Origin of the sequence: Mesorhizobium sp. M1423, from assembly GCF_040317575.1 — a bacterium.
Taxonomy (GTDB): Bacteria; Pseudomonadota; Alphaproteobacteria; order Rhizobiales; family Rhizobiaceae; genus Mesorhizobium.
Map to the genome: position 1 here is coordinate 1 of NZ_JAMYKU010000016.1, position 25,416 is coordinate 25,416.

A 25,416-nucleotide genomic window follows, 5' to 3' on the forward strand; every position below is an offset into this window, starting at 1 on the left:
GCCGCCGAACAGGATCACGTCGTAAGGCGCCTTGGCAGCATGGCCTTGCGGCAGCGGCCCCTGGACCACCGTGACATTGCCGCAACCCAGCGCGGCAAGCGTCGAAGTGGCGGTTTCGGCCAGCGCCGGATCGCTTTCCAGCGCGACCACGGACCTTGCCAGCCGCGACAGGATCGCCGCCGCATAGCCGGTGCCGCAGCCGACATCGAGTGCCGAAGCGCTTGGGCCGATATCGGCCAGCTGCATCAGCTTGGCCAATGGCGACGGTTCCATCAGATAGCGCGGGCCATCGGCCGTATCGGCAATACGGATGTCCTCATCGATATAGGCGAGATCGCGCTGGCCGGCGCCGACAAAGGCCTCGCGCGGCACGATAAGCATCGCCTCGAGCAACGGCGCGCTGGTCACGTCGGTGGTGCGGATCTGGCCGTCGACCATCTTCACCCGGCGTTCGGCAAAATCAGCGCTCATGTTCCAACCATCCGCTTGCCGCGCGAAGGCCGCGGCTGTTTCGACCGGAACTGAAGCCCCCTGGCGCTGACGCGCGGGGGCTCGGGCATTGGAGGCCTCGCCCGGAATCGAACCGGGGTGCAAGGATTTGCAGTCCTCTGCGTAACCACTCCGCCACGAGGCCTCATTGCTCCCGGCGTTCCACCCGGCTCCAATAGGTTGCGGCGAAAATGCCGTCAAGCGGCCACCATGCATTCCCAACGGTTCTTCCGACATCGAGGCGCTGCTTATCAACACAATACCATACTAGCAACAACATATTAGCTTATCGTTAAGCACGATTCTCGGCGAGAGGAACCCGATACCGGCGGCCACGTTGGGCAGATAGGAGGGTCCGCCATGCGTCGAGCAGCTACGGAAGATGGCACTCCGCGCGGATTGTCGCAGTCTGCAGAGCTTGTGCGCTATGCCATCGACCGCCTCAGCATAGAAGGCGCAAACAGCCTGCCGCCGCGCGACCGTGCGCGGCTCGCATCGGCTACCGCCGTCCTCAAGGAGCTTTGCGAACGCCTGGAAAGCTGCTTCGACCAACCTCGGTAATGCAGAAGCTAATGGATAGGCGGAGCACGCCGTCCTCCGGCATTTTCCGGCTAGCGGCCCGTCAGCAGGGCAATCTCAGTCCGGCCGCCGCCGCCGCTCCCACCAGACGACGAAACGGCGCCGGTGACGGCGCACCAATGCGAATTCGTAGGAGAGCACCAGCAATCCGATCGGCACCATCCAGAACCCAAGGATCGGCAGGAAGCCGAGAATGCCGCCGATGATCAGCACGACGCCGATCGCAATCCTGAGGCCGCGCGAGCGCGGCATGGTGAACTGGCGGCCGAAGACCGAGATTTTCCGGGCCGGTGGGTGTTCGTCGCTCATTGCCGTCATGTGAAATGTCGATCCGTTTGCATCAGTAGCACCATCAGCCGGAGAAAGCCGCAACGGCCTTTTCCGTTCCCTGACAGGCGAGAGACAGCTCATATGAGGGCGCTCGCCGGCCATTGCCAGAAAGCCCTGCGCCAAAAAGCACCGAAAAAATGCGAAATGCTTCTTTGCAAAGCCGAAACGGGTTTGCTATAGGCTGCCCCACTCACATGAGAGCCTCTGTTCCCCGGTAGCTCAGTGGTAGAGCAACCGGCTGTTAACCGGTTGGTCGCTGGTTCGAATCCGGCCCGGGGAGCCATCGCCTTTTCTACGCCAAGTCGCGATTTTGCACGCCGGCGTGCGATTTTTCCCTACGCTTCGATCTCAATAGCCCTGCTTCCAGAGTGTCAGAGCATCGAGGACCGACGAAATCAGGCGTAGAATAGCAGCCGTCGCCGCCCACGCCTATTCCTCGCAGGCCGCAATCGCAGGATCGGCGGCTACCGCGCGGAAATACTGATGATCGGCGGCTTCGCGCCCGAGTCCGCCATTCAGTTCGCCGCGGCGGCGTCCGAACGTTGCCGCCTGTTATCACTGCCGTCGCTGCCTCAACGACCGCAGCTTCCAGACGGGCGCGAGGTGTTCGTGGACGGCGGATTTGCACAGCTTTGAGCTTGCGCGCGCGGGGCGTCGCTGGGACAAAGCAGAGAGGCCTCGTGCCAGATTTGCCAGACAAGATCTCAACGCCTACTCAGTTGAGCGTGATCCGCGAGGACGTCGCGCCAGCGGCGTTGCCCAGAGGACCTACCCCCGTGCCTCCTGCCAGTGGGGATAGGTGACATAGGCGGTGACCGCGCCTTTCTCGTGCGAGCAGATCGTGACCTTCTGGCCTTTGGGCATATGGACGATCTCGCCCGGCCCCTGCGGTGACGCTGCCTGACTTTCCGGACACCGACAGCCGCCCCTTGAGGACGACCATCACATCATCGACGGCCATTGTCTCCTCGAGTGTCTGGTTCGGCCCATAGCGCCCGTACCCGATCGTGATCGGGGAGGCATGACGCTGGTCGACCAGATTGCCCACGAACACGTCTCCGTCCTGTCCTGGAGAACGCTCCAGCGTTGCGTCGGTGATGTTGAACTTGCTAACCTTCACGGGAATTGTTCCTTCTGGATGTTGAGTGGTTAGGTTGAACTCCTGCGTCTCAAGGCCGAGTCCTCAGAGCGGCCTCCTTCATGTGTCCTCGTCCTCCGCGTAAATCGGATGCGCTTATTCATCAGCCCGGCCCTGTCAAAGCCGGGCCTTAGCGCGAAAGGTACTGTCGATCTCGGCTCGTGTGGCGCTCGATGCATTGCCGAGCACGCGATTCGCCTGCTCGCGAACATCAAGTCCGCTCAGGCGATTGCGCCCCCGTCGGCGGTCAGGATGGCGCCCGTAATCACGCTCGCGGCGGGACTTGCCAGAAAGACCACAGCGTTCGCGACTTCGCGCGGCTCGCCGTAGCGTCCCAAAGACGTCAGGCTTCGCTGGAAATCGGCAGCCTCGCCATCCGCCGGATTTGAATCCGTATCGGTCGCTCCGGGCTGCACAAGATTCACGGTGATGCCGTTCGGGCCGAGTTCGCGCGAAAGACCGCGGGTGAAGGAGGTAAGTGCCGCCTTGGACATCGCATAAGCCGTTATGCCGGGGAACGGGACCCGCTCTCCCAAGGCCGAACCGATCGTGATGATGCGTCCCCCTTCGGTGAGATGCGGGATAACTGCTTTCGCAAACAGCACTGGCGCTCGCACGTTGACGTCCATCACGGCCTGATAGTCATTCACCTCGATGTCGGCGATCGTTCCCGTGTGGCCAATAGCCGCGCTGTTGACGAGGATATCGAGTCCACCGAGAGCCGAGACGGCTTTGCTCACAGAGCGCATGATGGCCTCCGGGGCAGCGCTGTCGGCTTGGATGGCGACTGCGCGACGCCCTGTGCTCTCGATAGATTTCGTCACCGCTTCAGCTTCTTTGACCGAGCGCTTGTACGTGAACGCGACGTCAGCGCCGTTCTCTGCCAGCGCCAACGCGATCGCGGCTCCGATGCCCCGCGAAGCGCCAGTAACCAATGCGCGCTTCCCATTCAGATCGATCATATGTTTGTCCTTTTCTACCATTGTTGGTTCCAGCGCCCAGGTGATTCGCGTGAGACGCGGCAGGCGGTCAAAAACCTGATCCACGAACTTAGTGTTCGGGATCTGTCTCTTTCAGTGTCGAGAAATGCCAAGCTGTGTTGCGAAGGGGGGAACGCTGGCCGATGGCTTCTCAAGCCGAACAGGGCGACCACCTTCCGGAGCGATGGCCGGTCCGATGCCCTCGACCCGTTCAGGCCAGGCCTTTGCGAACGGCAATGCCGGTTTCGGCTTACGCTTTCCTCGGTCGCGCCGTGCCACGCACGGCTGCTTCAGAGGATGGTGCCCTCGGTTCGATTACGTCGGTGATCAAGGACGACTTTCTTCATCATCGCGTTGATGCGCTTGGGGACCTTCCTGCTGGTCGCGGCCACCAACCTCACCAACGCCGAGCACAGTCGTCGCCGCCGTGGCGTTGGGTATTCCGGCAGACAGCCACGCCCCTATGACTGACGAAGCACGTCCTGCCATTCCGGATGGCGGCCGATCTGCGCCTTTGCGAACGGGCAGAGCGGAATGATGGCAACCCCGTCGCGTCGGGCATCCTCGATCGCCTGGCGCACCAATCGCTCGCCGACCTTGCGGCCACGCAAGGCCGCTGGAACTTCGGTATGGTCGATGATGATCAACCCTTCGCCGGCCCGGCTATAGGTCATCTCGGCTTCGACCCCGTCGATCACCAGCCGGTACCGACCCTTCGTTGCCCCATCCTCCCGCTCGACCTTTTCGTCGCCGGCCGAAGGCGCATCCTTCGCCAGCGCCGCGTCCGGGCGGCGGACCTTACGTGGCTGTCCCGGCGCACATTCCAGAATATCGCGGTCCCATTCGCCCAGATCGGCGGCAGCCTCGTAGGTCGAGACGAGGAAAGCCATCAGAGCTTCGTCGGGATCGGCCGCTGACTGCACGGCATCGTAGGGTAGAATGAATTCAGACAGGCCGTCATGCCAGAACGCGGCATTAGGCCGGACCATTGCTGCCCGGTAACCGTTCGGCGCCGGATAGGCGTAGGCGTAGAAGGCAGGATAGTCGATGCCGCCGCCGCCCGGCCAGAAGCCCGCTGACGAGACCTCGCGGTCATAAGCCTCCTGCGCCACGTCGTCCGGCAAGGCGGGGATACCGCCGGGGTGGAGCGGCGCGCGCCGTCCCGAAAAGCGGGTAATCGCCAGGTCGAAGCTGCCCCAGAACAGATGAACGGGACTGGATTTGCCGAGAAAGGAGGTACGGAAACGATTGAAGACCTTGTCGACCGCCATCAACGCCTGATGGAAGTGTTGAACGGCGTCGCGGTCATAGGGCCGGTCGCGATGATCTTCGGCGAAGGGTACCGGGTTGGGGACCTCGTTCGGTTGTCCGTTGAACGTCGGCGTGCCGCCGAGCTCCGAAATCAACTGCACGAAGCTGGCGTGGAACGCCGCGACCGTCATCGGTTCGAGCGCGAACGACGCCCGGCGGCCTTCGCCGCAGGTGCCCACGACCCTGTGCTCCCAGAAATCGAACAGGATCTCGATGCCCGGGCCATCGGGTATCGGCGAGGATGCCAGACCGTTCGGCGTGACGTAGAAGGTCGCGTTCCACGAATGGTTCAGCCACGGTGTATGAGCTAGCCGGTATTTGCCGGCGACCTGCAGGTAGAGATGCAGAGCTGAACAAGTCTCACGCCAGCTAAGGTAGTCAAGGTGGGGCCACCTGTTGTTCATTTCACTTTTTCTCCATCCAGCATCTGCTCCGTACGGGTGACGGTCATTTAGTCTTGGGTCAGCACCGGTCAATCCGGAACGGGGATGTGCTCATCCCGGTCGTCGATTGGCAGATCGAAGCGGCCCTTGCCCCAGTTTCCGGCGCGCCATTCGGCCTTGGCATCTTCGATGCGCTCCTTGGATGAGGCGACGAAATTCCACCAGATGTAACGGGGGCCTGGAAAGGTCGCGCCGCCGAGGATCATCAGCCGCGCGCCTCTACTGCCGGCGGCGACGGTGATCTTGTCGCCGGGCCGGAAGACCATCATCTGGGAGGCCTCGAATTCCTGGCCGGCGACCGAGATCGAGCCCTCGACGATGTAGATTCCCCGGTCCTCGTGATCGTCCGGCATCGGCAGTCGGCGCCCCGCTTCCAATGTCACGTCGGCGTAAAAGGTCTCGGAGAACATTGTCGCGGGCGCGGCCTTGCCGTAGGCGTTTCCAAGAATGAGCCGAACCGAGACGCCACTGTCCTCGATCGTCGGCAACGCCTCCTTGCCGTGATGTTCGAAGGTGGGCGCTATGTCCTCGTGGCTGTCGGGCAGCGCCAGCCAGGTCTGGATACCGAACAGGCTGTTCGGGCCACTGCGGGCTGTCGCGGAGGTGCGCTCGGAATGGGACACGCCACGTCCGGCGACCATCCAGTTCAATTCGCCCGGGCGGATGATCTGGTCGGCACCGGTGCTGTCCCGATGATGGAAGTCACCGCGAAACAGGTAGGTGACGGTGCCCAAACCTGTATGCGGATGCGGCCGGACGTCAACGCCCTGTCCGGTCAGGAACTCGGCAGGCCCGGCCTGGTCGAAGAAGATGAATGGGCCCACCATCTGCCGCTTCGGCGCCGGCAAGGCGCGACGGACTTCGAAGTCACCCAGGTCGCGGGATCGCGGAATGATGAGCGTCTCGATCGCGTCGATGCCCACCTCAACGGGGGAGCCGGGTTCGATTGCCGGGTTCCAACTCATGCACGCCATCCTCTCCTGGCTTCCGGAATGTCGAGACTGGCGCGCGACCGTCCATCGAGCTAGCCCCGTGATACGTCAAGCTGTGTCGCAGCAAGTGGAACGTGCAGGCCATGTCGCCGAAGTAGTGCCACCGTCGAGCGAAGGTCCTAGACCAGGCTTCGTACCGTTCGTGTCCTAGTGGTCGAGCCCCCATATATCCGGGTTCAGTTTGAAATGCTCAGTCAGCATCTCGGTGAGGACACGCACTTTCCGCGCGGGATGTTGACCCGGCGGACGGACCACATACGCGCCTGCTGCCGGTACCGGATAGCGTGTCATGATCGGAACGAGCGCGCCGGAGGCCACATAGTCATGCGTGATGCAATCGGGGAGCCAGGCGATGCCGAGGCCTGCCGCCGCCGCGGCCGCAAGTGCCATAGCGTTGTCGGCCTTGAACCTGCCCTGTGGCTGAACCGTGACAACCTTGCCACCATCCATGAATTGCCAGGTTTCCGTTCCCTGCATGAGGGCCTGATGGGTGACGAGGTTGTCTGGCGTCTCAGGTGAACCGTGCGCTTCGATATAGTCCGGGCTTGCGACAAGCTTGCCATGGAACGGCCCGATGCGCTTCGCGATCAGGTTGGAGTCCTGAAGGTAGCCAGCCCGGATCGCGCAATCGAAACCTTCGGCGATGAGATCGACGAAACGATCACTGTAGTAGGTATGGATGTGGAGCTTTGGGTGCTGGCGCGCCATTTCAGCAAGCACGGGGGCGAAGTGGGTGGGGCCGAATGTAAGCGGCATGGCAACCCTCAGGCGGCCGCGAAGATCACCGGTCGGAAGGATCGTTTCCCTTGCGGTGTCGATCTCGGCGCTGGCCCGGGCCGCATGGTCCCTGAACGTGATTCCCGCTTCCGTAAGCGCGGCGCCGCGGGTTGTTCGTGCAAGAAGCTGAACCCCGAGTTCCGCTTCAACCCGAAAGAGCCGCCGACTGACGATTGACTTGGAGACGCCGAGCCGGCGCGCGGCGGCCGATACGCCCCCCGCATCGGCCACTGCGACGAATGTCTGTAGATCTTCGATGTCCATTTCCCGCGTTCCTCATTTCGCGACACAGCTTGCCTGACTATGGCACTACCGCATCACCAAAAGGAACAGCAAATTCCGTCCAGGCAACGTCACCCGCTGGCGCATGTCTCCCGTGAACCCATTGCCGTTCATAGCGGCAGAGAAAGGAAGTCTTGATGACCCCTCGTAACGGCCTAGATTCGCTTCTTCGTCCTGAAGACTCGGTCCTCGTTCTGATCGACCACCAGCCCTACCAGCTCGCGAACCTGAACAGCCACGATCCGCACATGGTAGTCAACAATTCGACGGCTCTGGCGAAGGCCGCCAAGGCCTTTGGCGTCCCCGCGATTGTGACGAGCGTGATCGCTGACCGGGGCGGTCTCATCTTCCCCCAGATCACGGATGTGTTTCCCGGCCAGGAGGTGATCGACCGGACGTTCATCAACACCTGGGAGGACCAGAAGGTGGTGGATGCGGTCAAGGCGACGGGCCGTAAGCAGCTGATCATCGCCGGCCTGTGGACCGAGATTTGCGTTGCGATGCCAGCGATCCAGGCGCTCGGCGAAGGCTGGGACGTGACGGTCGTCACCGATGCGTCCGGCGGCACTTCGGTCGAGGCCCATGAGGTCGCCATCCAGCGCATGATCGCGGCCGGCGCGAACATGATGACCTGGCTGGCGGTGGCGTCGGAATGGCAGCGCGACTGGGCCCGCACAGAGCATGCCGCCGAGCTTTCGGAGGTGCTTGTGCAGCATGCCGCCGGCAGCGGCATCGCGTTCCTCTGGGAGCAGCAGCTCCTCAACACGCCTGTGCCGAGCGAAGGCTGATCCGGGCCGGGATGGAGAGCACTTCGGTGGGGGTCGGGATCGATCCGTTTGCCGGCCCTCGCCATCCTCGCCCTTCTGGCTTCAACCTTCGTGGTCGTGAAGCTCGTGGTTCTCGGCGGCCATGCGCTCGGAGCCTGGCACGGCGTCCGACCGCTCCGTAAGCCACCAGAGCTTGCGAGGCGCGGGCGGATGCTGACCGGCATCATCTTCGTGGCCTTTGGGGCGCCGATGATCTGGTCTGCCCTGACTGCCACGTAGAGCCGCGGGATTTGGGAAGCGCGTCTTCTTCCCACCATAGCCCGCGATTGCGGCCAACTCAGCCGGGCTCTCTGTCACCTCAAAGGAGAAACTAGGGAATATGTCTATGGATCGTTTCCCGGCTGGATTGGAAATGGATGTCATCTATCCGAACTTCCAGGTCAGTCTGACGCTCATGTCAACTTCGCAATTGAAGTTCGAGATCAAGGAAGGACCGTTCGCCCGGACCGAGACCGTCGATATTCAGGTCGTGCCGCTCGGCAACAGTATCTTCGCGGTCAGCTGGCAGGAGAAGGACGGCGCGACTGTCACGAATGTTCAGGATTATGATCGCGGCGTGGTCCATTCGTGGGCCACTCTGCCCGATGGTCAGTTTCTGCGAATGACCGGAACATTTGCAATCACGCGGCCAGCTGATCGCATTGCCGATGATCGCCCCCACCGCAACAGGGCGCTGGTCTTGGACGCGATGACGTCGCTGTTCCAGCGCCACGACGCCTCGGCGGTTGGACGACTCTACGCCGACGATTACATCCAGCACAATCCGAACATTCCTCAAGGCCGGGACGCGTTGCAGGGTCTCGTCGAGACCCTGTCGCCTTCCGTCTACTACGAGCCGGGCCTGATCATCGCTGAGGGCGATCTCGTCGCCATCCATGGCCGCATCCGCGGCTGGGCGGACGAGCCTCAAATTGTGGTCGATATCTTCCGGGTCGAGGGTGGCAAACTCGTCGAACACTGGGACGTGTTGCAGAACGAGGTGTCGGTAACCGGAGGCGTTGCCGGCCTCTCGATGTTCGATCCCGAGGAAGGTGCCCGCCGCGCCAGATAAGATCGTAGCTATGGGCCGACAACGACTAGATGTTCTTTTCAATAACCCACTGAGCTCTTCTATGCCTCCTACATCCGCTCTTGGCCTGCCGCTCAGCCGCCGCGATGCCCTAATTTCGGCCTCGGCGCTTGCCGCAGGCTTCGCCTTTCCGCTGGGCACCGCGCATGCCGCGGGGCCTGCCACCCTCGACGTTCCAGAACGAGAACACACCATGGGCTTTGTCACGACCGACGACGACGTACAGATTTTCTACAAGGACTGGGGTCCCAAGGACGCTCGGCCAATCGTTTTTCACCATGGCTGGCCACTCAGTTCCGATGACTGGGACGCGCAGATGCTGTTCTTCCTGTCGAAGGGCTATCGCGTCGTCGCGCATGACCGGCGCGGCCACGGACGCTCGGAGCAGGTCGCCGAGGGTCACGACATTGGCCATTACGCGGCCGACGCGTTTGCCGTCGCCGAGGCGCTGGATCTGCGGAACGCGGTTCACATTGGCCATTCCACCGGTGGCGGCGAAGTCGCGCGGTACGTGGCGCGACATGGCGAACCTGCGGGCCGGGTGGCCAAGGCCGTCCTCGTCGCCGCCATTCCGCCGCTGATGCTGAAGACCGACGACAACCCCGAGGGAACACCCATGGAGGTCTTCGACGGCTTTCGGACGGCACTGGCCAGCAACCGCGCGCAGTTCTTCCGCGACGTCCCGTCGGGCCCGTTCTACGGCTTCAACCGCGAGGATGCGACGGTCCATGAGGGCGTGATTCAGAACTGGTGGCGGCAGGGCATGATGGGTAGCGCCAAGGCGCACTACGATGGCATCAAGGCCTTCTCGGAAACCGACCAGACCGATGACCTTAAGGCGATCACCGTGCCGACGCTGGTGCTGCACGGTGAGGACGACCAGGTCGTTCCGATCGCCGCCTCGGCTTTGAAGGCGGTCAAGCTGCTGCCGAATGGCTCGTTGAAGACCTATCCCGGTTTCTCGCACGGGATGCTGACCGTGAACGCCGATGTGTTGAACGCCGACCTTCTGGAGTTCGTCACCAACTGAAGTGGCTGCGGGCGCGGCTCCCGGCCCCGGCCCACAGTTCAAGTCGACGCTTGAAAAGGTGTGCGTTCGTCGGCGCCGCGTTCATCGCGGTCTCACTGGCTAGTCCTATTGCTGGGGCCGAACCAGACGGTCAGCAGCCGTCCCCAAACGCGACGGGTCAAGCGGCCTTCGGAAGGACGGCGCGATAGCGGCCGTAACCCACCTTCACGAGCAGTCCCTCGTCGCACATCCTGGATAGATAGCATCGGGGGATGCCGATGGCCGTGAGTTCAGCCGTGCGCACCTCGCCCCGCTCTCGCGTCAGAGCGACGGCCCGCTCCCTGAGCGTCGGTGTCGGGCCACCAGCGAGGCGTAGTCGTTCCGCGCGGTCCCGGTCGCGTTTGCGGAGTTTCGGTCCCACCGGCGCGTTCTTGCGAAGCGGAATCGCGAATTCATATTTCTCCGTTTCGTCGATCCCGGGGAGCCATCGCCTTTTCTACGCCAAGTCGCGATTTTGCACGCCGGCGTGCGATTTTTCCCTACGCTTCGATCTCGTGTCAGAGCATCGAGGACAGATGAAATCAAGCGCAGAATAGCGGCCTCGCCCGCCCCGCCTATTCTTCGCAAGCCGATCGCAGGACTGGCGACGCAGATGCTTTTTCGTGCTATGATGGGCTTGCAACGCGCGTAATCTCGACCTCGGCAATATGGCAGAGGTCGAAAGCTATTGCCTTGGCACAGGAAGCTTTCGCCCCCAGCACTTGATCGCCTCCGAAACGCTAGGTGTGCTGCTTCCCTGACTGACCCAGGGCGAGGAGGTTGTCCATGTCCACGAGTAGTGTTGACCGCCCGCTGCAGCCGGGCGACCGGGCACCGAATGTTGTGCTCAATGCGATCTCACGCGAAGGCAAGATCGCGCTCGATGATTTTCGAGGCCGTAGCCCGTTGTTGATCGGTTTGTTCCGAGGCCTGCACTGTCCGTTCTGCCGGCGCCATGTCGCGGCGATGGCGCAACTTAAGCCGGCCCTGCGTGAGAAAGGCGTCGAATGCCTGGCTGTGGTCAATACGCCGGTCGAGCGGGCGCGGCTCTATTTCCGTTACCACCCGGCACCCGATCTTCTCGCCGCATCCGACCCGGAGCGAGCCTCGCACCGTGCTTTCGGCTTGCGCGAGGTCGGGATGGACACGGTCATGGCGATACCGTTCCATCTCCCGGGCGAGTTACCCGAGCCTATGGACGTCATGGCAATGAATGAATTTCTTAACAAGAAGGAAGGTTATGAGATTACGGAAGTCGATCAGCAGGCGATGGCTTCCAGCCAGGCGCAGCTTGTCGGTCAGTTCCTAATCGACCGGGCGGGCATCGTACGCTGGAACTTCACTGAAGTTCTGGAGGATGGCCTCAACACCTTCAGAGCGCCGAATCCCGAGGAATTGATGTCGGCAGCTTCCCAAGTTGCACATTAACAGGCTGCGGAAATGGGCTGCTAAAAACTCGCTCGACGGCCACCGTCCTGTGGTGATTCTTTGGATTTAACAATCGTCGAAATGCTCAGCGCGGGAGGCTAAGGTCTGCCCGTGGGCTTCGTAGCGATTTTTCGATTCAACGGTCTGCGGACCGCCCCGACGCTAGAGTGAGCAAGCCGCATAGGCGGGGCAACGTCCGCTCCTTGCCGCAATCACGTTGTTCCGACAGGCGCATAAGGTAATTATGCCGCCTCCCCGTCTGCTGCTCAGTAGACTCCATAGCGAACCTTGATTAGCGGCCCCTCCCTCGCACATCCGGGTTAGATAACAGCGGGGAACGCCGATGTCTGTGAGATCGTGTGTGCGCACAACGCCTCGTTCCTTCGCGAGTGCGACTGCCCGTTGCCTCAAAGATGGTTTTGGCCCACCGGTTGATCGGAGGCGCACGGCGCGCTCCCGGTCACGCTTGCGAGTCTTGATGGCGGGCTGCGGCGCAGTTTTGAGAGGAATCGGCAGCTCATAGTTCGCAGTTTCGTCCGGCCCGGGGAGCCAATATTTTTCAAAGGCGTAGAGGCTCCGGCGTTTTCATTGTTTTGGCTGACACCACGGTTTTGACAACGCCAAGACCATGGTCACTGCGTCTGGGATTCCCTATCGTGGAAGAATGTAATTGCTGAGCGACGATTCCGCTCGCCACTCCACGAACTGTGTCAGTCGTCACCACTGCTGACGGCCGGCTATGTAATGGGTAAGCGCCGCCGACCGCATTCCCTTCCCTCCTCGTTGACGAAAAGTGTTCGTTCGAATGATGCTTTTCCGTTGCCCTAAGCGCAAGGTTTTGACCAGCCAGCACAGGGCCTCCTCTTAAGCTCGCTGGTCGTCAAGGCCCAGCGGCCTCTAGCTGCCGTCCCCCCGCAACCAAGCCGCTGGGCCGCCTCGCCAACGGCGAAGCTTGCAGGCCGATGTATATTAGCAACATCTTGACTAGGCACCGTCCGCTCCAGACTCAAGCGTCTGGCGCGGGGCACTGGTTGCGTCACGGCCACGATACGTAGGCGGGTCACTGAGGACCGGGCAAGCGTCTCGATTCCGAGCTACGGCTTCCCGCATTCCATCGTGGACAGCACGTCCAAGATCAAGAGAGGTCAGCAGATCGAGCTTGCCGGCGAGATCACGCGCATAGAGGAGGAAGGCGGCACTCACAATCGACATGGGACCGCTGTCAAGCCTGACGCCGAGGGGTATTAACCGACGTTCCTTTTAAATTTGAAATGCCTTACCCGAGGCCCGCCCTGGAACGGTAGGTCAGGGCGCTGATCTTCCTCGTCCGGCTCAGCCTGCATCGCGGGCCTTCATGAAAAGCTCCAGCAAGTCGGCGCCAATGCCGAGGGTTGCCATGAGGCTGAACTTAGAGCGGCTAGGGAGTTTCGTCGTCTCTGGCCTTACCAATCGCCTCAAGTAATGAAGCTAGGGTTGGGGTCAGCTCTGTTTCGACTGGCCCAAACAGCTTCTGTACATGACGACGATTGTCTTCGGTTCCGATCAACTCCCGAACGGCGTCTGCAAGGGACTTTATGCCCAGCTTTGTCGCGCTTTGTCATGTCGGCCGAGGTTCCCCGCCTGTCGCGCAACTCGGAGATCAGGGAATGGTTGCATTAGGGATCAGGAATGTTTGGGAACCGGGCTCGGGTAACTGGCACATTCGGCCCTAATCAGACGAGCATAGCACCAACCCCTCTTCCTTGGCAGCCGCCAAGAATGCCTTGCGGCACTCCTCAGGCTCCATCTCGTCGGCAATCACAGCGACGCATACGTGCACCGCGAGGTTCCACAGAAGGCCATGGCTGGTCCACTTCAGGAGTTCCTCAGCGGCTGCTTCAGCGTTGCTAACCTTCCGCGTCGAACCGCTACCCTCGGTCCTGACAGGGACCGGCGGGGAGAACCAATGGAGCGCCATGCAGTCACTCTTTGTCGGCCCGATCAAGTTCCTGCAGCAAATGCTTTTGCTCAGCCGGCAGCTCCCGTTCTACAGGCAGATTTAGCAGGTTGCGAAGGTAATTGCGGATTACCTCTGAAGTGATCCACCGCCGCACAACTTCGGCAATAACCTTCCGTTTGGCTGCGTCAATTTCGACCACGTTCGGGCCTACATGCTTAATAGGACCGAACTCCACCGCGAGCGGATTTGTTCCTTAGAAGGGGCCGGGAATGTTTGGTACAAAAATCCGAGCCGGTGATCGGATAATTGGCTCGCGCGAAGACCCCCGTACCCCTCCGTTTCCCTTACGGCGCCGGCGGGCACAGCCTTGCTATGTACCCTTGGCAGCGTCCTCGATCAGTTCGGCTATTAAGGTGCGGACCCGTAGGTCGGACTTATCCCCTATGTTTCCCACATCTTTGGTCACCATCCCCGGCGAGGATACGGCCACCGCCCCGCTCACCTTAACGTTGACCGTAAAGGTTCTTCTAGGCGCCTTCTCCAATTCTCGCTTCCTGTAGATCTGGAAACGAATCGACGGGGCTAAAGCTTTGACCTGCCGGCGTGGCGCGGTGTCTATGTCGACAGCCACCTCGCCTGCCACGTCAGCCTTGGCCGCCTCCAGCGATGCAATCACGACGTCGTTTAGCCAAGCCTTTGCTTGCTCGCTGAAGTCCGCCATGGGGGCATCTCGCTTCCCCATCTCCGCGCCGCCGACGGGCTGCTCCTGCTGACGGCGAGCTTCCTTCCCGCGCTCAAGGGCTTCTTTAAACTTTGCCATCCCTGTTGCTCCGATTTGTCATCAGGCCACCCCCGTCAGATCGGCTATGGCGCCCTCCCATTCACTAGAACGCGCGTAGTCGGGGTACGTTGCGTTGGGAGCCTTTGGGTTCGCCGCTATTCAGCGTTTGTGTCAGCCCTGCCATATCTGCGCACGGGTCAGCCTGGTCTCGCCCTCGGGATTCACCGGAACGGTAACGGTCGAGTAAATCATGATGTGTCTCCTGGACAGAAGGTCGATGATGGGGCTCAGCCGGCAATTGCGGCCGCATAGTCGCGATAGGAGCGCAACGGCCGGCCCAGCAGCGCGGTCAGCCGATCGACATCGCCGGCATCGGGGACCATGCCGTCCGTGAGGAAGCGCTCCGCCATCAGGCGCATGTCGAGCGCCATCCAGCTCGGCATGAACTGCCGCAGGTTCTGCTCGAAGCCGGCGGTGTCGTCGCCCGGATACGTGATCTGGCGTCCGAGGACGTCCGTCCAGATGGCCGCGACATCCGCGCCGGTCAGCGTGTCGGGGCCGACCAGGTTGATGCGGTCGAACGGGAGCGGCGCGGCGGCCTGCTCGCGGCGGATGAGTTCGATCGCGGCGATCTCGCCGATGTCCCGCGCGTCGATCATGGCGACGCCCTTGGCTCCTATCGGCATAGGATAGATGCCGTAGCCGGTCACCACGTCCTTGATTGTGATGTCGTTGTTCATGAAGTAGGCGGGCCGCAGGATGGTGGCGTTGAGCCCCATCTGCTCGATCATCCGCTCGACGCCGAACTTGCCCGCAAAATGCGGCACGTTGACGTAGAGGTCGCTGTGGATCACCGACAGGTAGACGATCCGCTCGATGCCGGCCTCGCGGGCAACGGCCAGCGCTACCAGCGCCTGGGTGTATTCGTCGGCCACCACCGCGTTCAGCAGGAAAAGGGTGGAGACGCCGGAGAAGGCCTTGCGTAGGGAATCGACATCGAGCAGGTCGCCCTGCACGACATCTACGCCAGCGGCGAAATTGGCCTTGGAGGGATCGCGAACCAAAGCGCGCACATGGGCGCCACGCTTCACGAGCTGTTCGACTACGTTGCGGCCGACATTGCCGGTCGCGCCGGTAACGAGAATGGTCATGGGGTTACTCCTGAGTTGAGCCGGATGGCTGCTCAGAAATTAGTGATCCACATTTGTGTCGGTAGGCGTTATATTTGGACACGCCGTCTCATTGGTGGAACATATGGATCTACTTGCCCTTGCCGATTTCAATCTGGTCGCCCGCCACGGGGGCTTCGGTAAGGCCGCCCGCGCTGCCGGGCGCCCGAAGGCAACCTTGTCCCGACGCGTGGCGGAGCTGGAGGCCAGTCTGGATCTACGGCTGTTCGAGCGTGGCGCCCGCGCGTTGAAGCTGACGGAAGAAGGACGTGCGCTTTTCGAGCGCACGGGCCGGTTGCTTTCCGAGCTCGAAGAGACAGCGGCCGCGATCGCCTCAGGCGGCGAAAGGCCGCGAGGCAGGTTGCGGATCAGCGCCCCAGTGCTGTTCTCACAGACCGCGATGGGGAAGATCGCTGCCGGCTTCGCCCTGAAATACCCGGAGGTAAGGCTCGAGGTCACGACCGAAGACCGCGCCGTCGACATGATCGAAGAGGGATTTGACCTGGTGATCCGGGTCAATCCGGATCCGGATGAGAGCCTCGTTGGGCGAGCCTTTCTGCGTGATCGACTGGTGGTCGTGGCAAGTCCTCACCTCGCCCGGCCGGCGGACGGTCTGGCGACCCCGGCCGTCATGCGTTCGACAGCCGATCGAGGGGCTTGGGACGTGAAGACGCCCACTGGCCGGTCAACAATCGCGATCGAGCCGGTCCTTGCGCTGTCGTCACTCATCATGGTCCGGGATGCGGTACGAGCGGGCGTCGGCGCGGCGCGCCTACCTGTGTCGCTGGTGAGCCATGATCTGGCGGACGGAACACTGGTACATTGGGGGGATCTCGATCGACCCGACATCGCCCTGTGGACGCTCTATCCCTCTCGGCGGCTGCTGAGCGCCCGCGTCTCCGCATTCCTCGACCATCTGAAACAGGCCTTTCCCATGGGGACGCCTGACGAGCTGGCCGCCTATATCGGCAAATGACGCGCAGGGAGCTGGTTAACCCAGCTGAGGCCTTATGCGAGGCACAAGGAAAGCAGTTGCCGTGCTTTCTAGGTGGGTGCGTTATCCGAAATATCTTCCGCGAACGCGACATTTTTTAACGGCAACCGGCTCCGCGAACTGTGCCATCGTCACCACTGCTGACGGCCGGCTATGTGTAGGTATTGAGAGCGCCACCGACCGCATTCCCTTCCCTCCTCGTGGACGAAAAGTGTTCGTTCGAATGATGCTTGCGATATTGATAAGGTCAGGCTGGTCGAGAAGTACAGGCCGCCGAAGCGCAAGAAGCCGCTGCGTTGACATGCTGAATTAGCGGACAACAAACAGGTGAATTCAGAGATTCCCGGTGTTGATCTAGACTCCAGGAATGGAAAAGACGTTTGACGATCTTGCCAGCGCGATAAGGCCCCCGCGCAGACGTTTGGGGAGCCATCCGCGTCTTGGCCATCGATCTGGCCGGGAAGCTTCTAATGGGGCCTGCCATCGGCGTTGGCACTGGAATGGCGCTGGCCGGTTAGATCGCTAACCCGCAAGATTCCACCCGGGCGCGGATTGCGCCCACGATCGCCAACTTGGCTTTATTCAGCCTTGAGGTTAATCACCCGCATCACGGCGACCACTGTCCCGTTGTTCGTAGCAGCCTCCTTCGTGCTACCCTTGCCGCAGCTCCATACATCGCCTTCCTTGGCTGTGAACTGCATATCCCCGGCCGTGACCTGCAGCTCGCCTTCAGTGACCGTGCAGACCATGTCGTCGGCCATGACATCCCCCAGCGGGCTAGATCCCTTTGGCTGATACACGACGTCTTCCATCGCGATTTTCTTGTACCCCTTGATATGGGAGTCTCGTGTTCCCAGTTCAACGAGCCGAACGCCGGGAAAAATCTCTTTGCCATCAGTCGGACCGTAGGTCTTGGCCGCTGCCGGAGTCGGCAATGCAACCAATAGCGGGGTCGACAACGAGGTGGCACCAAGGGCGAGAGCATTACGTCGATTCATCTTCATAACATTATCCTCCCTGAGTTAGTCCGCCCACAACTGGGCGAACCGGATATTTTACGCGCCCGTGCAGCCAAATAGTCAAAACACAATTGAGCAGGCCCATGCTCCGCCCAGGAAGCTGGTTAACCCAGCTGAGGCCCGCAGCGGGCCAATGTAGCGAAAGCGCACTGTCACCGTAATTCTGCGTTCGAAGGGAAACCATCGCTCGATTTCACTCAAATGAAGGAAGACGCTTTACCTGAAAGAGGCTGATAACGCGCCAGAGCCAATCGGCTCGGTGATAGTGCGCTTCGGCCAAGATGCCGGCCTGAGCTTCGGCCCCAGCGTCGGTAGATCGACCGCGGCTTAGGCCGGCGCTTGGGGGAGGAAATTCGATGAGATTGGCCATCGTGTGCGCGGCAATTGTGATTGCCGGATCCACCGCCGCCGTTGCGCACGAGAAAAAGGTGGTAGCCAGAAAAGGGACAACGCAACTCTGTGCCGATTTGTCAGGCACGATCAAGAAAAAGAAGAAGACAGAGGTGGATTACCGTTCAACCGGAACTGTCTCCGGCGCAATCCCCAAAGACAAGTTTGAGCCGCGCCTAGGCTACGAAACGGTTAACCCTGGCATCATATCAATCTTTTAGCTCGTTGATTGCGTGTTTCGCTAACTTGAATGCAGCACAGGGGGCCAGCAGGATACACAGGCGGCCACGAAGGCGAGCGCCGGTATTGAACTACGGTGACGGTGCACTTTTTGCGGCGTGGCATTCTTAGCCCATCCCGTGCGGGGTCCCAAACGTTTTTCGCCTTCCGTGACCGGCAGTGCCTTTCCCCCGAAATCGACCGCCCTATTTCGCCTCGACAGGTGGGCGGCTGATTGCTGGACGAGTCCCTGCGACTAGGACGGCATGTGCTTCGAGGTACCCCCAATGGACTTCCACGATCGGCACCTACTGCGGTTGCGGGTGAACGGCGAGGACCACAGCCTTTCCGATCTCGATCCCCGCGTCACGCTGCTCGACCTGTTGCGCGAGCGGCTTCATCTGACCGGAACGAAAAAGGGATGCAATTTCGGCGAGTGCGGCGCCTGCACCGTGCATCTCGACGGACGGCGTGTGAATGCCTGCATGATACTGGCCGTGTCCGCCGAGGGACGCGAGGTCACGACGATCGAGGGCCTGGCGGACGGCGATGCGCTTCATCCCGTGCAGCAGGCGTTCATCGATCATGATGGTTTCCAGTGCGGATTCTGCACGCCCGGGCAGGTGATGTCGGCGGCGGCGCTGATCGAGGAGGGACATACCGGCTCCGACGCCGAGATCCGCGAATGGATGAGCGGCAATCTGTGCCGCTGCTCGGCCTATCCGCAAATCGTCGAGGCGGTGCGCGCAGCGGCTGGGAGGGCGAGCCAATGACCCCATTCGTCTATGCGCGCGCCGATAGCCTGGGCGAAACGATCGCGGCCGGAGCGGCGCCGGACAGCGCTTTTCTCGCCGGCGGCACCGAATTGCTCAACTGGCTGCGCCTTGGCATTGCCGGGCCGGCGCGGATCATCGATATCTCCCGCCTCGACGGGCTGGATCAGATCGAGGCACTGCCCGGCGGCGGCTTGAGGATCGGCGCGCTGACGCATCTCAACGACGTCGCGCAGCACGAGTTGGTCATGCGCGACTATCCGGTGTTGAGCCAGGCGATCCTCAACGCGGCGTCGCCGCAACTGAGAAACCTCGCAACGATAGGCGGCAATCTGCTGCAGAAGACGCGCTGTGCCTATTTCCGTGCCGAAGAGCAGTTGCCGTGCAACAAACGTCGGCTCGGCTCCGGTTGCTCGGCATTGCATGGCATCAACGACAATCACGCGATATTCGGCTGGACCGAGGATTGCATCGCCACCCAGCCATCCGACCCGGCGGTGGCACTGGCAGCACTTGATGCAGTCATCGTCACCGCGCACCGCAGCGGCGGCCGGCGCATTCCGGCAGCCGAATTCCACCTGCTTCCCGACACGCGGCCCGAGGCAGACAATGTGTTGCAGCAAGGCGAACTGATCACGGCAATCGAGCTGCCGGCACCGGCGCCGCGATCGGCTTACCTCAAGGTGCGCGAGCGCGAATCCTACGAATATGCCATCGTCTCCGCCGCCGCGGTGCTGGAGATGGACGGCCGGACCATTCGTCGGGCTGGCCTGGCGCTGGGGTCCGTCGCGCTGCGGCCGTGGCGGCTGAGCGCCGCCGAGGAGCGGCTCGCCGGTGCCGATGTCGGCGATCGCGAGGCGTTGAGCACCGCTATCGAGCAATCCTTCGCCGAAGCGCGTCCCTTGTCGCAGAACGCCTACAAGATCGAACTGGCCAAGACCGCCGCTTTGCGGGCGATCGAAAGAGCAGCGAGGATGCCGTCATGATGATCAGCCAGCCTGTTGCCCGCCCTGACGGCGGCGTCAAGGTTACCGGCCGCGCCCGCTATGCGGCCGACTATTTTGCCCCCGACCTGCTCTATGCAGTGCTGGTGACCGCGCCCGTTCCCGCCGGCCGCGTGACGTCGATCATGGTCGACGACGCGGTCGCCGAGGAAGGCGTCGTGCGCGTGCTCACGCATGAGGACATGCCCAAATTCGGCCGGTTCGCATCGCCAAGGGCCGAGCCGGATACGCAGACGCAGCAAGCCGAAGGTCCGCCGGCGGCGCAGAGCTTCATGCCCATGCAGAGCGACGAGATACGTCACGAGGGCCAACCGCTTGCCATTGTGCTGGGCGAGACGCTGGAGGCGGCGGAGGCCGGCGCCCGCCGCGTCGCGTTGCGCTACGAGTTCGCCGAGCCGGAATTGCCGGCACCCCCCGAATGGACCGCAATCGACAAGGCTGCGGTCGTGCCGAGGGAGAGCGGCTTTCTGTTCCTGGAGCCGACGTTTACGAAGGGCGAGGTCGACCGCGGGCTTAGCAACGCAGCCGCCATGGTCGAAGCCGTCTACCTGCAGCCGTCGCGCCATCACAACGCCATGGAGCCCTCGGCGACGCTCGCCGAGTGGAACGACGGAGAGCTGACGCTGCACGACGCCACGCAGCACGTCTACGGTGTCCGCCAGGTGGTTGCGGCCCGCATGAATGTCCCGGCCGAGAAGGTCCGCGTGATTTCCCGCCATACCGGCGGCGGCTTCGGCGGCAAGGGCTGGATCTGGCCGCATCAGGTGCTGGCCGCCGCCGCGGCGCGCATCATGCAGCGCCCGGTCAGGCTGGCGCTCAGCCGCGCCAATGCCTATTCCTGTCTCGGCTATCAGCCGCGCATGGCACAGAAGATCGTGCTGGCGGCGGACAAGTCGGGCAAGCTGACCGCCGTGCAACAGGACGTGGTCAACCTGACCACCGTCACCGACGATTTCGTCGAGTTCGCCACCGAAGCCTCGAAGGGTCTCTACGCCACGCCGGCCATGCGTCTCAGCCAGCGCGTCGAGCGCGCGAACGTCGCCATGCCGACGGCGCTGCGCGCGCCGGTCGAGGGTCCCGGCACCTGGGCCCTCGAAAGCGCGATGGACGAGCTCGCCCACCGCCTCGGCATCGATCCGCTCGACCTGCGTCTGATCAACCATGCGGACACGGATCCGGCCACCGGCCAGCCCTGGTCGTCGAAGAAGCTGCGCGAGGCCTATGAGGAAGGCGCCCGCCTGTTCGGCTGGCGCGAGCGCCCGCGCAAGCCGCAACGCGATGGCGATTGGCTGATCGGCTACGGCATGGCGACCTGTAGCATGGGCTGTTTCCGCCACCCGACGCCTGTAGCCGAGGTCAGGTTGCACAGGGACAGCACGGTGCTCATCCGCACCGGCACCCAGGATATAGGGACCGGAACACTCACCATCTTTCCGCAGATCGCAGCCGATGTCCTGGGCCTGCCGATGGAGAGGATCGAGTTGGAAATGGGCGATACACAGCTGCCGGAGGCGGGTCCGACCTATGGCTCATCGTCGACCATGGGGGTGGGCGCGGCGGTGCTCGCAGCCGCCGAAGATGCACGTTCGCAGCTTGCCCGTCTTGCCAATCTGCCGCCCGACGAGGTCGAGATGCAAGACGGCCATATTCGCCGCAAAGGCGCTGCCGGCGGTCAGACGATCGCCGACGTGATGAGTCATACCGACATCGGCGAGATCATCGGCTCCGGCTCGTTCGATCCGGCGCAGCATGGCAAAGGACTCGCCATGCGCACTTTCGGCGCGATTTTCATGGAGGTCGGCGTCGATCCGGGGCTCGGCCTGCTCAGGCTTCGTCGCGCCGTCGGCAGCTACAGCGCCGGCCGCATCGTCAATCCCCGCACCGCACGCAGCCAGATGATGGGCGGCATCATCTGGGGCTGGGGCATGGCGGCGATGGAGCAGAGCAGGCACGAACCGGTGCTCGGGCGGTTCCTGTCGAAGAACCTTTCAGGGGTTGCCATTCCGGTCAACGCCGACATTCCCGGCGACATCGTTATCCACTTCGTCGACGAGGTGGACGAGCATGCCAGCCCGATTGGCGGCAAGGGCATCGGCGAGCTCGGCGCCACCGGCGTTGCCGCAGCGGTTGCCAATGCCGTCTTCGACGCTACAGGCAAGCGGATCCGGGAGCTGCCGATCACGCCGGAAAAACTGCTGTAGAAGGACTAGGCCCGCTATTGCCCTGCGATAGCGGGTCTCTGACGTAGTCGATTATCTCCTCTGCAAAGCTTGCCGAGACTTGGGAAATACCTGCGGCCCCCAGGCCGACGTCTTCATTTCAGCTCAGATACTTTGCCGGCAAGCGTCTGCTCGACGAGGTTGACGTAGTAGCGCATCACCGTCGGCACGATCTCGTCGTTGAAGACGTAGCGGTCGCCGTGCAGGCCTTCGCCCGGGCCGACCTCGCCGGCGCCGATCCACGCGTAGCAGCCACCGGCGTCGCGGATCATGAATGCGAAATCCTCACAGCCGAGACTGGGGCTGAACTCTGTCAAGACATTCTCCCGGCCGACGACGGAGGCGGCAGCCTCGACGGCGTGGGTCGTCGCGTCCACGGTGTTGATCAGCGGCGGGTAGCCCTTCCTGTAGTCGACGCGTGCCTTGAGCGAATGCGCGGCGGCAATGCCTTGTGCGATCTCGCCGATCAGCCTCTCGCAATGGTCGGAAAGACCGGGCTCGAAGAAGCGGCAGGTGCCTTGCAGCCAGACCTTGCCCGGCACGATGTTGCCGACATTGCCGCCATGGATCTGCGTGATGCTGACGACAAGCGCGCTCTGCGGGTCGACCGTGCGGCTGACGATGCGCTGGACGGCTTGCACGAAGGCGCCCGCTGCCAGGATCGGGTCATCGCCGAGCTGCGGCATCGCGGCATGCGCGCCAAGACCCTCGAAAGTCAGCTCGAAATTGTCGACGGCCGCCATCTGCGCACCAGCACGGGCCGCGATCGTCCCCAGCCTGACGCCCGGCCAGTTGTGGACCGCATAGACCGCCTCGACCGGAAAGCGCCTGAACAGGCCGTCCTCGATCATGCGCATGCTGCCGCCTTCGTTTTCCTCGGCCGGCTGGAAGATGAAAGTGACGGTGCCGTCGAAGGTGCGCGACTCGCTGAGCAATTTGGCAGCGCCGAGCAGCATGGCGGTGTGGCCGTCATGGCCGCAGGCATGCATCACACCCTCTCTCCTCGAAGCATAGAGCAAGCCGGTTTTCTCCAGCACCGGAAGCGCGTCGAGCTCGGCGCGAAGGCCGATGGCGCGTGTGCCGCCACCGCTGCGCAGGACACCGACGACCCCGGTGCCGCCGATCCCTTCATGCACCTCGTCGAGGCCGAAGGAGCGCAGTTTCTCTGCAACGAAACGCGCCGTTTCGTATTCATTGAATCCGAGCTCCGGATTGGCATGGATATGGTGCCGCCAGCCTATGACCTCTGGTGTCAGCGCGGCGATGGGGTCATTATGCAACATGATACCTCCTCTCACACCGGCAATGGGCGGCGTGGCTTGATCCTGCTGCCATAGAAGGCCCGACGAAAAGCGTCTTGAACCGGATTGACTATGGCAAAGACAAACCAAGCGGCGGAGACCGGGAAATACTGGCGCCATCCGTGCTTCCCCGACCTTGGCCTGTTCGAAGCGCGCTTCACCCGGCACCGCTACGACTTGCACACACACCCGACCTATGTGATCGCCCTGATCACCTCCGGCTGCGAGCGGATTCGCATCGGCCGTCAAAGCGTTCTCGCCCCGGCAGGCGCCATTGCCGTCGTCAATCCAGAGGAGTGGCATGACGGCGAACGCGGGGCGGACGAAGGCTGGGCCTACCGGACGTTTTATCCCTCGGTGCCGCTGATGACCGCACTTGCCCGCGAACTCGGCTGGCACGGCGCTCCGGTGTTTTCGCGCGCGACTATCGAAGACAACAATCTCGCCGCAGCGTTGACGGCAGCACACCAGGGCTCGACATCCCCAGACATAATGACGGCCGAGACGTCCCTGCTCGTGGCGCTGCGACGGCTGATCGTTCGGCATGGCGACTCGAGCGGACAGGCCGAGGAGGTCGAAAGCTCCGGATCGCAGCGGAGGTTTTCGCTCTATCGCGACCTTGTCGAAAGCGAGCTCGGCTCGCAGCTCGACCTCAAGCGGCTTGCCGGTGCGGGTGGCGTGACCCGGTTCCAGGTCATCCGCGACTTCAACAAGGCGATCGGCCTGACGCCGGCGGCCTACATCCGCGACCGGCGATTGCGCCGGGCGAGCGCGCTGATCGAACAGGGATTTGGCCTCGCCGACGCCGCTATCGCGGCAGGTTTCGCCGACCAGAGCCATCTCTCCCGTACGTTCCGGGCCATGCATGGCATGACGCCGGGCATGTTTAGAAGAGCTGGATAAGGCGCTCCTCAACAGACAAGCTTGCGCGCCAATGCGTGCTGCGCAATGCTGACGCAGCTCGGGGGGAATCATGCGAAAAATCTTGGCGCCGACGCTGCTGCTCGCGGCTGCACTGTTTGCAAACAACGCCCAGGCGCTGGACGCCAGCGGGACGCCGGTTGTCGTGACCCCGCTTGCCTCTCGCACCGAGACTGCGTCCGGCCAGCCGATCACGCTGCCGCAGAAGAACGTGCAGGTCCTGGTCTCGGCCTATCAGATCGCGCCGGGCGCCACCTTGCCGGTCCACAAGCATCCATTTCCGCGTTACGCCTATGTCGAGGCCGGCACGCTTCAGGTCACCAATGTCGAGACCGGCAAGAGCAACACCTATCAAACAGGTGATTTCATCATCGAGATGATCGGGCAATGGCATCAGGCGACCAATGTCGGCGCCGAACCGGTCAAGCTGCTGGTTATCGACCAGGTCGAAGAAGGCACCAAGAACACGGTGTTGCGCCAGTAGCTGCCACGTCTGAAAACAGCGTCCGTGGCGAATCCAGCACAGCGCGTAACAGACGTCAGAACGTGAACCCCTCCGGCAAATTGTGATTCCAATAGCCCTCCTCGACAAGTTCACTTATGCGCCAGCCCTCGGACGTGCGTACGACGCGGTCGCGATACCAGAGCCCTTGGAAGAAGACCTGCCTTTTGCCTTCGCCGAGGTCGACCACCATCGGGCATGAACAATGCACGCGCGCGCTGGCCTCATCCCCTCGGAGATCAAGAAGGATTGTCGAAATGGCGTGCTGCGAGATCAATATCTTCGATAGGGCGCCTTTCATATAAGCAACATGCTCACCCACACCGCTCCTGATTCCACCTGTTACAGTGTCGTCAAGCACGGCGTCGGGCGTGAATATTTTCCGATAGGCTTCCCAGTCGCGATCGTCCACAGCGTAGCAATAGCGAGCAAGCAGCTGTTCGATCTCAAGCCGATCGGAAACCTCCTGCAGTGAAAGGGTCATGTCCTGTC

Annotated in this window: 27 protein-coding genes, 2 tRNA genes and 2 pseudogenes; 14 read left to right on the forward strand and 17 right to left on the reverse strand. The window is 62.3% G+C overall.

Annotation, left to right across the window (positions count from 1 at the left end; genetic code table 11):
- The 3 genes from NKG95_RS19945 to NKG95_RS19955 all read right to left on the reverse strand — a co-directional run.
- A partial coding sequence (locus NKG95_RS19945) for a protein-L-isoaspartate O-methyltransferase family protein (protein ID WP_353042107.1) occupies positions 1 to 471 on the reverse strand: 471 nt, incomplete at its 3' end.
- A gap of 89 nt (positions 472 to 560) precedes the next feature.
- Positions 561 to 634 (reverse strand) — tRNA-Cys (locus NKG95_RS19950).
- Between the two features lie 491 nt (positions 635 to 1,125).
- The gene (locus tag NKG95_RS19955) at positions 1,126 to 1,386 is read right to left on the reverse strand and encodes a hypothetical protein (protein ID WP_352495397.1); all 261 of its coding nucleotides are present in this window, start codon (positions 1,384 to 1,386) and stop codon (positions 1,126 to 1,128) included.
- A 220-nt stretch (positions 1,387 to 1,606) separates the two neighbouring features.
- Here NKG95_RS19955 and NKG95_RS19960 point away from each other — a divergent pair.
- Together NKG95_RS19960 and NKG95_RS19965 are read left to right on the forward strand one after the other, a co-directional pair.
- Positions 1,607 to 1,681, forward strand: a tRNA-Asn gene (locus tag NKG95_RS19960).
- A 200-nt stretch (positions 1,682 to 1,881) separates the two neighbouring features.
- On the forward strand, positions 1,882 to 2,034 hold the full coding sequence (locus NKG95_RS19965) for a hypothetical protein (protein WP_353018638.1): 153 nt from the start codon (positions 1,882 to 1,884) through the stop codon (positions 2,032 to 2,034).
- Positions 2,035 to 2,166: 132 nt separating this feature from the next.
- On the opposite strand, the pseudogene NKG95_RS19970 reads toward NKG95_RS19965, so the two are convergent.
- The 5 genes and pseudogenes from NKG95_RS19970 to NKG95_RS19990 all read right to left on the reverse strand — a co-directional run bounded on the left by NKG95_RS19970 (position 2,167) and on the right by NKG95_RS19990 (position 7,303).
- Positions 2,167 to 2,518 (reverse strand): annotated as a pseudogene (locus tag NKG95_RS19970) (EutQ-related cupin domain-containing protein).
- Positions 2,519 to 2,757: 239 nt separating this feature from the next.
- On the reverse strand, positions 2,758 to 3,498 hold the full coding sequence (locus NKG95_RS19975; protein WP_353042109.1) for an SDR family NAD(P)-dependent oxidoreductase: 741 nt from the start codon (positions 3,496 to 3,498) through the stop codon (positions 2,758 to 2,760).
- Positions 3,499 to 3,977: 479 nt separating this feature from the next.
- Positions 3,978 to 5,231 (reverse strand): DUF5996 family protein, encoded by a 1,254-nt coding sequence (locus NKG95_RS19980; RefSeq protein ID WP_353042111.1) that lies wholly within the window; start codon positions 5,229 to 5,231, stop codon positions 3,978 to 3,980.
- A gap of 68 nt (positions 5,232 to 5,299) precedes the next feature.
- The gene (locus NKG95_RS19985) at positions 5,300 to 6,235 is read right to left on the reverse strand and encodes a pirin family protein (protein WP_353042113.1); all 936 of its coding nucleotides are present in this window, start codon (positions 6,233 to 6,235) and stop codon (positions 5,300 to 5,302) included.
- Between the two features lie 174 nt (positions 6,236 to 6,409).
- Positions 6,410 to 7,303, reverse strand: coding sequence for a LysR family transcriptional regulator (locus NKG95_RS19990; protein WP_353042115.1), 894 nt, complete (start codon positions 7,301 to 7,303; stop codon positions 6,410 to 6,412).
- 155 nt (positions 7,304 to 7,458) lie between these two features.
- Here NKG95_RS19990 and NKG95_RS19995 point away from each other — a divergent pair, with 155 nt between their 5' ends.
- The 4 genes from NKG95_RS19995 to NKG95_RS20010 all read left to right on the forward strand — a co-directional run bounded on the left by NKG95_RS19995 (position 7,459) and on the right by NKG95_RS20010 (position 10,247).
- Positions 7,459 to 8,109 carry a hydrolase gene (locus NKG95_RS19995; protein WP_353018632.1) on the forward strand — a complete coding sequence of 217 codons (651 nt, stop codon included), beginning with the start codon at positions 7,459 to 7,461 and terminating at the stop codon, positions 8,107 to 8,109.
- A 48-nt stretch (positions 8,110 to 8,157) separates the two neighbouring features.
- A complete protein-coding gene (locus NKG95_RS20000) occupies positions 8,158 to 8,367 on the forward strand; it encodes a hypothetical protein (RefSeq protein ID WP_353042117.1) in 210 nt (69 codons plus the stop codon).
- A 106-nt stretch (positions 8,368 to 8,473) separates the two neighbouring features.
- Positions 8,474 to 9,199 (forward strand): nuclear transport factor 2 family protein, encoded by a 726-nt coding sequence (locus NKG95_RS20005; protein ID WP_353042119.1) that lies wholly within the window; start codon positions 8,474 to 8,476, stop codon positions 9,197 to 9,199.
- 211 nt (positions 9,200 to 9,410) lie between these two features.
- The gene (locus NKG95_RS20010) at positions 9,411 to 10,247 is read left to right on the forward strand and encodes an alpha/beta fold hydrolase (RefSeq protein WP_353019168.1); all 837 of its coding nucleotides are present in this window, start codon (positions 9,411 to 9,413) and stop codon (positions 10,245 to 10,247) included.
- 157 nt (positions 10,248 to 10,404) lie between these two features.
- Here NKG95_RS20010 and NKG95_RS20015 read toward each other — a convergent pair whose 3' ends face one another.
- On the reverse strand, positions 10,405 to 10,647 hold the full coding sequence (locus tag NKG95_RS20015; RefSeq protein WP_353042121.1) for a type IV toxin-antitoxin system AbiEi family antitoxin domain-containing protein: 243 nt from the start codon (positions 10,645 to 10,647) through the stop codon (positions 10,405 to 10,407).
- A gap of 404 nt (positions 10,648 to 11,051) precedes the next feature.
- Between NKG95_RS20015 and NKG95_RS20020 the strand changes: the two genes are divergently transcribed.
- Positions 11,052 to 11,693 carry a peroxiredoxin-like family protein gene (locus NKG95_RS20020; RefSeq protein WP_287212788.1) on the forward strand — a complete coding sequence of 214 codons (642 nt, stop codon included), beginning with the start codon at positions 11,052 to 11,054 and terminating at the stop codon, positions 11,691 to 11,693.
- Positions 11,694 to 13,401: 1,708 nt separating this feature from the next.
- Here NKG95_RS20020 and NKG95_RS20025 read toward each other — a convergent pair.
- The 5 genes and pseudogenes from NKG95_RS20025 to NKG95_RS20045 form a co-directional block, all read right to left on the reverse strand.
- Positions 13,402 to 13,650, reverse strand: a complete 249-nt coding sequence (locus tag NKG95_RS20025) for a DUF982 domain-containing protein (protein ID WP_353042123.1) — start codon at positions 13,648 to 13,650, stop codon at positions 13,402 to 13,404.
- A 4-nt stretch (positions 13,651 to 13,654) separates the two neighbouring features.
- The gene (locus tag NKG95_RS20030) at positions 13,655 to 13,831 is read right to left on the reverse strand and encodes a hypothetical protein (protein WP_352490623.1); all 177 of its coding nucleotides are present in this window, start codon (positions 13,829 to 13,831) and stop codon (positions 13,655 to 13,657) included.
- Positions 13,832 to 14,002: 171 nt separating this feature from the next.
- A complete protein-coding gene (locus NKG95_RS20035) occupies positions 14,003 to 14,452 on the reverse strand; it encodes a hypothetical protein (protein ID WP_353018621.1) in 450 nt (149 codons plus the stop codon).
- Between the two features lie 135 nt (positions 14,453 to 14,587).
- Positions 14,588 to 14,665: pseudogene (locus NKG95_RS20040) on the reverse strand (DUF1857 domain-containing protein); the annotation flags it as partial.
- A gap of 35 nt (positions 14,666 to 14,700) precedes the next feature.
- Positions 14,701 to 15,564 (reverse strand): SDR family oxidoreductase, encoded by an 864-nt coding sequence (locus NKG95_RS20045; RefSeq protein WP_352495398.1) that lies wholly within the window; start codon positions 15,562 to 15,564, stop codon positions 14,701 to 14,703.
- A 103-nt stretch (positions 15,565 to 15,667) separates the two neighbouring features.
- On the opposite strand from NKG95_RS20045, the gene NKG95_RS20050 reads away from it, so the two are divergent.
- Positions 15,668 to 16,558, forward strand: a complete 891-nt coding sequence (locus NKG95_RS20050) for a LysR family transcriptional regulator (protein WP_023720038.1) — start codon at positions 15,668 to 15,670, stop codon at positions 16,556 to 16,558.
- 596 nt (positions 16,559 to 17,154) lie between these two features.
- Here NKG95_RS20050 and NKG95_RS20055 read toward each other — a convergent pair.
- Positions 17,155 to 17,580 (reverse strand): hypothetical protein, encoded by a 426-nt coding sequence (locus NKG95_RS20055; RefSeq protein ID WP_023720037.1) that lies wholly within the window; start codon positions 17,578 to 17,580, stop codon positions 17,155 to 17,157.
- Positions 17,581 to 17,951: 371 nt separating this feature from the next.
- Between NKG95_RS20055 and NKG95_RS20060 the strand changes: the two genes are divergently transcribed.
- From NKG95_RS20060 to NKG95_RS20075, 4 genes are all read left to right on the forward strand, one after another.
- On the forward strand, positions 17,952 to 18,206 hold the full coding sequence (locus tag NKG95_RS20060) for a hypothetical protein (protein WP_023720036.1): 255 nt from the start codon (positions 17,952 to 17,954) through the stop codon (positions 18,204 to 18,206).
- A gap of 285 nt (positions 18,207 to 18,491) precedes the next feature.
- Positions 18,492 to 18,977, forward strand: coding sequence for a (2Fe-2S)-binding protein (locus tag NKG95_RS20065; protein WP_031194306.1), 486 nt, complete (start codon positions 18,492 to 18,494; stop codon positions 18,975 to 18,977).
- Positions 18,974 to 19,963 (forward strand): FAD binding domain-containing protein, encoded by a 990-nt coding sequence (locus tag NKG95_RS20070; protein WP_353042125.1) that lies wholly within the window; start codon positions 18,974 to 18,976, stop codon positions 19,961 to 19,963. Before NKG95_RS20065 ends, NKG95_RS20070 begins: the two co-directional genes overlap by 4 nt.
- The gene (locus tag NKG95_RS20075; RefSeq protein WP_353042127.1) at positions 19,960 to 22,182 is read left to right on the forward strand and encodes a xanthine dehydrogenase family protein molybdopterin-binding subunit; all 2,223 of its coding nucleotides are present in this window, start codon (positions 19,960 to 19,962) and stop codon (positions 22,180 to 22,182) included. Before NKG95_RS20070 ends, NKG95_RS20075 begins: the two co-directional genes overlap by 4 nt.
- A gap of 113 nt (positions 22,183 to 22,295) precedes the next feature.
- Here NKG95_RS20075 and NKG95_RS20080 read toward each other — a convergent pair whose 3' ends face one another.
- The gene (locus NKG95_RS20080) at positions 22,296 to 23,483 is read right to left on the reverse strand and encodes an amidohydrolase (RefSeq protein ID WP_353018614.1); all 1,188 of its coding nucleotides are present in this window, start codon (positions 23,481 to 23,483) and stop codon (positions 22,296 to 22,298) included.
- A 90-nt stretch (positions 23,484 to 23,573) separates the two neighbouring features.
- Between NKG95_RS20080 and NKG95_RS20085 the strand changes: the two genes are divergently transcribed.
- Positions 23,574 to 24,404, forward strand: a complete 831-nt coding sequence (locus tag NKG95_RS20085; RefSeq protein ID WP_353042129.1) for an AraC family transcriptional regulator — start codon at positions 23,574 to 23,576, stop codon at positions 24,402 to 24,404.
- Positions 24,405 to 24,474: 70 nt separating this feature from the next.
- Entirely contained in the window at positions 24,475 to 24,906 is a 432-nt protein-coding gene (locus NKG95_RS20090; RefSeq protein ID WP_353042131.1) for a cupin domain-containing protein, read from the forward strand.
- A 55-nt stretch (positions 24,907 to 24,961) separates the two neighbouring features.
- On the opposite strand, the gene NKG95_RS20095 is transcribed toward NKG95_RS20090, so the two are convergent.
- Positions 24,962 to 25,408 carry a nuclear transport factor 2 family protein gene (locus NKG95_RS20095; RefSeq protein WP_352844270.1) on the reverse strand — a complete coding sequence of 149 codons (447 nt, stop codon included), beginning with the start codon at positions 25,406 to 25,408 and terminating at the stop codon, positions 24,962 to 24,964.
- Positions 25,409 to 25,416 lie beyond the last annotated feature (8 nt).

What these genes read in the sequence shown, in the direction of transcription:
- NKG95_RS19955 (WP_352495397.1), bottom strand. Translation starts at nt 1,386, where the DNA reads ATGACGGCAATGAGCGACGAACACCCACCGGCCCGGAAAATCTCGGTC.
- NKG95_RS19965 (WP_353018638.1), top strand. Translation starts at nt 1,882, where the DNA reads ATGATCGGCGGCTTCGCGCCCGAGTCCGCCATTCAGTTCGCCGCGGCG.
- NKG95_RS19975 (WP_353042109.1), bottom strand. Translation starts at nt 3,498, where the DNA reads ATGATCGATCTGAATGGGAAGCGCGCATTGGTTACTGGCGCTTCGCGG.
- NKG95_RS19980 (WP_353042111.1), bottom strand. Translation starts at nt 5,231, where the DNA reads ATGAACAACAGGTGGCCCCACCTTGACTACCTTAGCTGGCGTGAGACT.
- NKG95_RS19985 (WP_353042113.1), bottom strand. Translation starts at nt 6,235, where the DNA reads ATGAGTTGGAACCCGGCAATCGAACCCGGCTCCCCCGTTGAGGTGGGC.
- NKG95_RS19990 (WP_353042115.1), bottom strand. Translation starts at nt 7,303, where the DNA reads ATGGACATCGAAGATCTACAGACATTCGTCGCAGTGGCCGATGCGGGG.
- NKG95_RS19995 (WP_353018632.1), top strand. Translation starts at nt 7,459, where the DNA reads ATGACCCCTCGTAACGGCCTAGATTCGCTTCTTCGTCCTGAAGACTCG.
- NKG95_RS20005 (WP_353042119.1), top strand. Translation starts at nt 8,474, where the DNA reads ATGGATCGTTTCCCGGCTGGATTGGAAATGGATGTCATCTATCCGAAC.
- NKG95_RS20010 (WP_353019168.1), top strand. Translation starts at nt 9,411, where the DNA reads ATGGGCTTTGTCACGACCGACGACGACGTACAGATTTTCTACAAGGAC.
- NKG95_RS20020 (WP_287212788.1), top strand. Translation starts at nt 11,052, where the DNA reads ATGTCCACGAGTAGTGTTGACCGCCCGCTGCAGCCGGGCGACCGGGCA.
- NKG95_RS20025 (WP_353042123.1), bottom strand. Translation starts at nt 13,650, where the DNA reads ATGGCGCTCCATTGGTTCTCCCCGCCGGTCCCTGTCAGGACCGAGGGT.
- NKG95_RS20035 (WP_353018621.1), bottom strand. Translation starts at nt 14,452, where the DNA reads ATGGCAAAGTTTAAAGAAGCCCTTGAGCGCGGGAAGGAAGCTCGCCGT.
- NKG95_RS20045 (WP_352495398.1), bottom strand. Translation starts at nt 15,564, where the DNA reads ATGACCATTCTCGTTACCGGCGCGACCGGCAATGTCGGCCGCAACGTA.
- NKG95_RS20050 (WP_023720038.1), top strand. Translation starts at nt 15,668, where the DNA reads ATGGATCTACTTGCCCTTGCCGATTTCAATCTGGTCGCCCGCCACGGG.
- NKG95_RS20055 (WP_023720037.1), bottom strand. Translation starts at nt 17,580, where the DNA reads ATGAAGATGAATCGACGTAATGCTCTCGCCCTTGGTGCCACCTCGTTG.
- NKG95_RS20060 (WP_023720036.1), top strand. Translation starts at nt 17,952, where the DNA reads ATGAGATTGGCCATCGTGTGCGCGGCAATTGTGATTGCCGGATCCACC.
- NKG95_RS20065 (WP_031194306.1), top strand. Translation starts at nt 18,492, where the DNA reads ATGGACTTCCACGATCGGCACCTACTGCGGTTGCGGGTGAACGGCGAG.
- NKG95_RS20070 (WP_353042125.1), top strand. Translation starts at nt 18,974, where the DNA reads ATGACCCCATTCGTCTATGCGCGCGCCGATAGCCTGGGCGAAACGATC.
- NKG95_RS20075 (WP_353042127.1), top strand. Translation starts at nt 19,960, where the DNA reads ATGATGATCAGCCAGCCTGTTGCCCGCCCTGACGGCGGCGTCAAGGTT.
- NKG95_RS20080 (WP_353018614.1), bottom strand. Translation starts at nt 23,483, where the DNA reads ATGTTGCATAATGACCCCATCGCCGCGCTGACACCAGAGGTCATAGGC.
- NKG95_RS20085 (WP_353042129.1), top strand. Translation starts at nt 23,574, where the DNA reads ATGGCAAAGACAAACCAAGCGGCGGAGACCGGGAAATACTGGCGCCAT.
- NKG95_RS20090 (WP_353042131.1), top strand. Translation starts at nt 24,475, where the DNA reads ATGCGAAAAATCTTGGCGCCGACGCTGCTGCTCGCGGCTGCACTGTTT.
- NKG95_RS20095 (WP_352844270.1), bottom strand. Translation starts at nt 25,408, where the DNA reads ATGACCCTTTCACTGCAGGAGGTTTCCGATCGGCTTGAGATCGAACAG.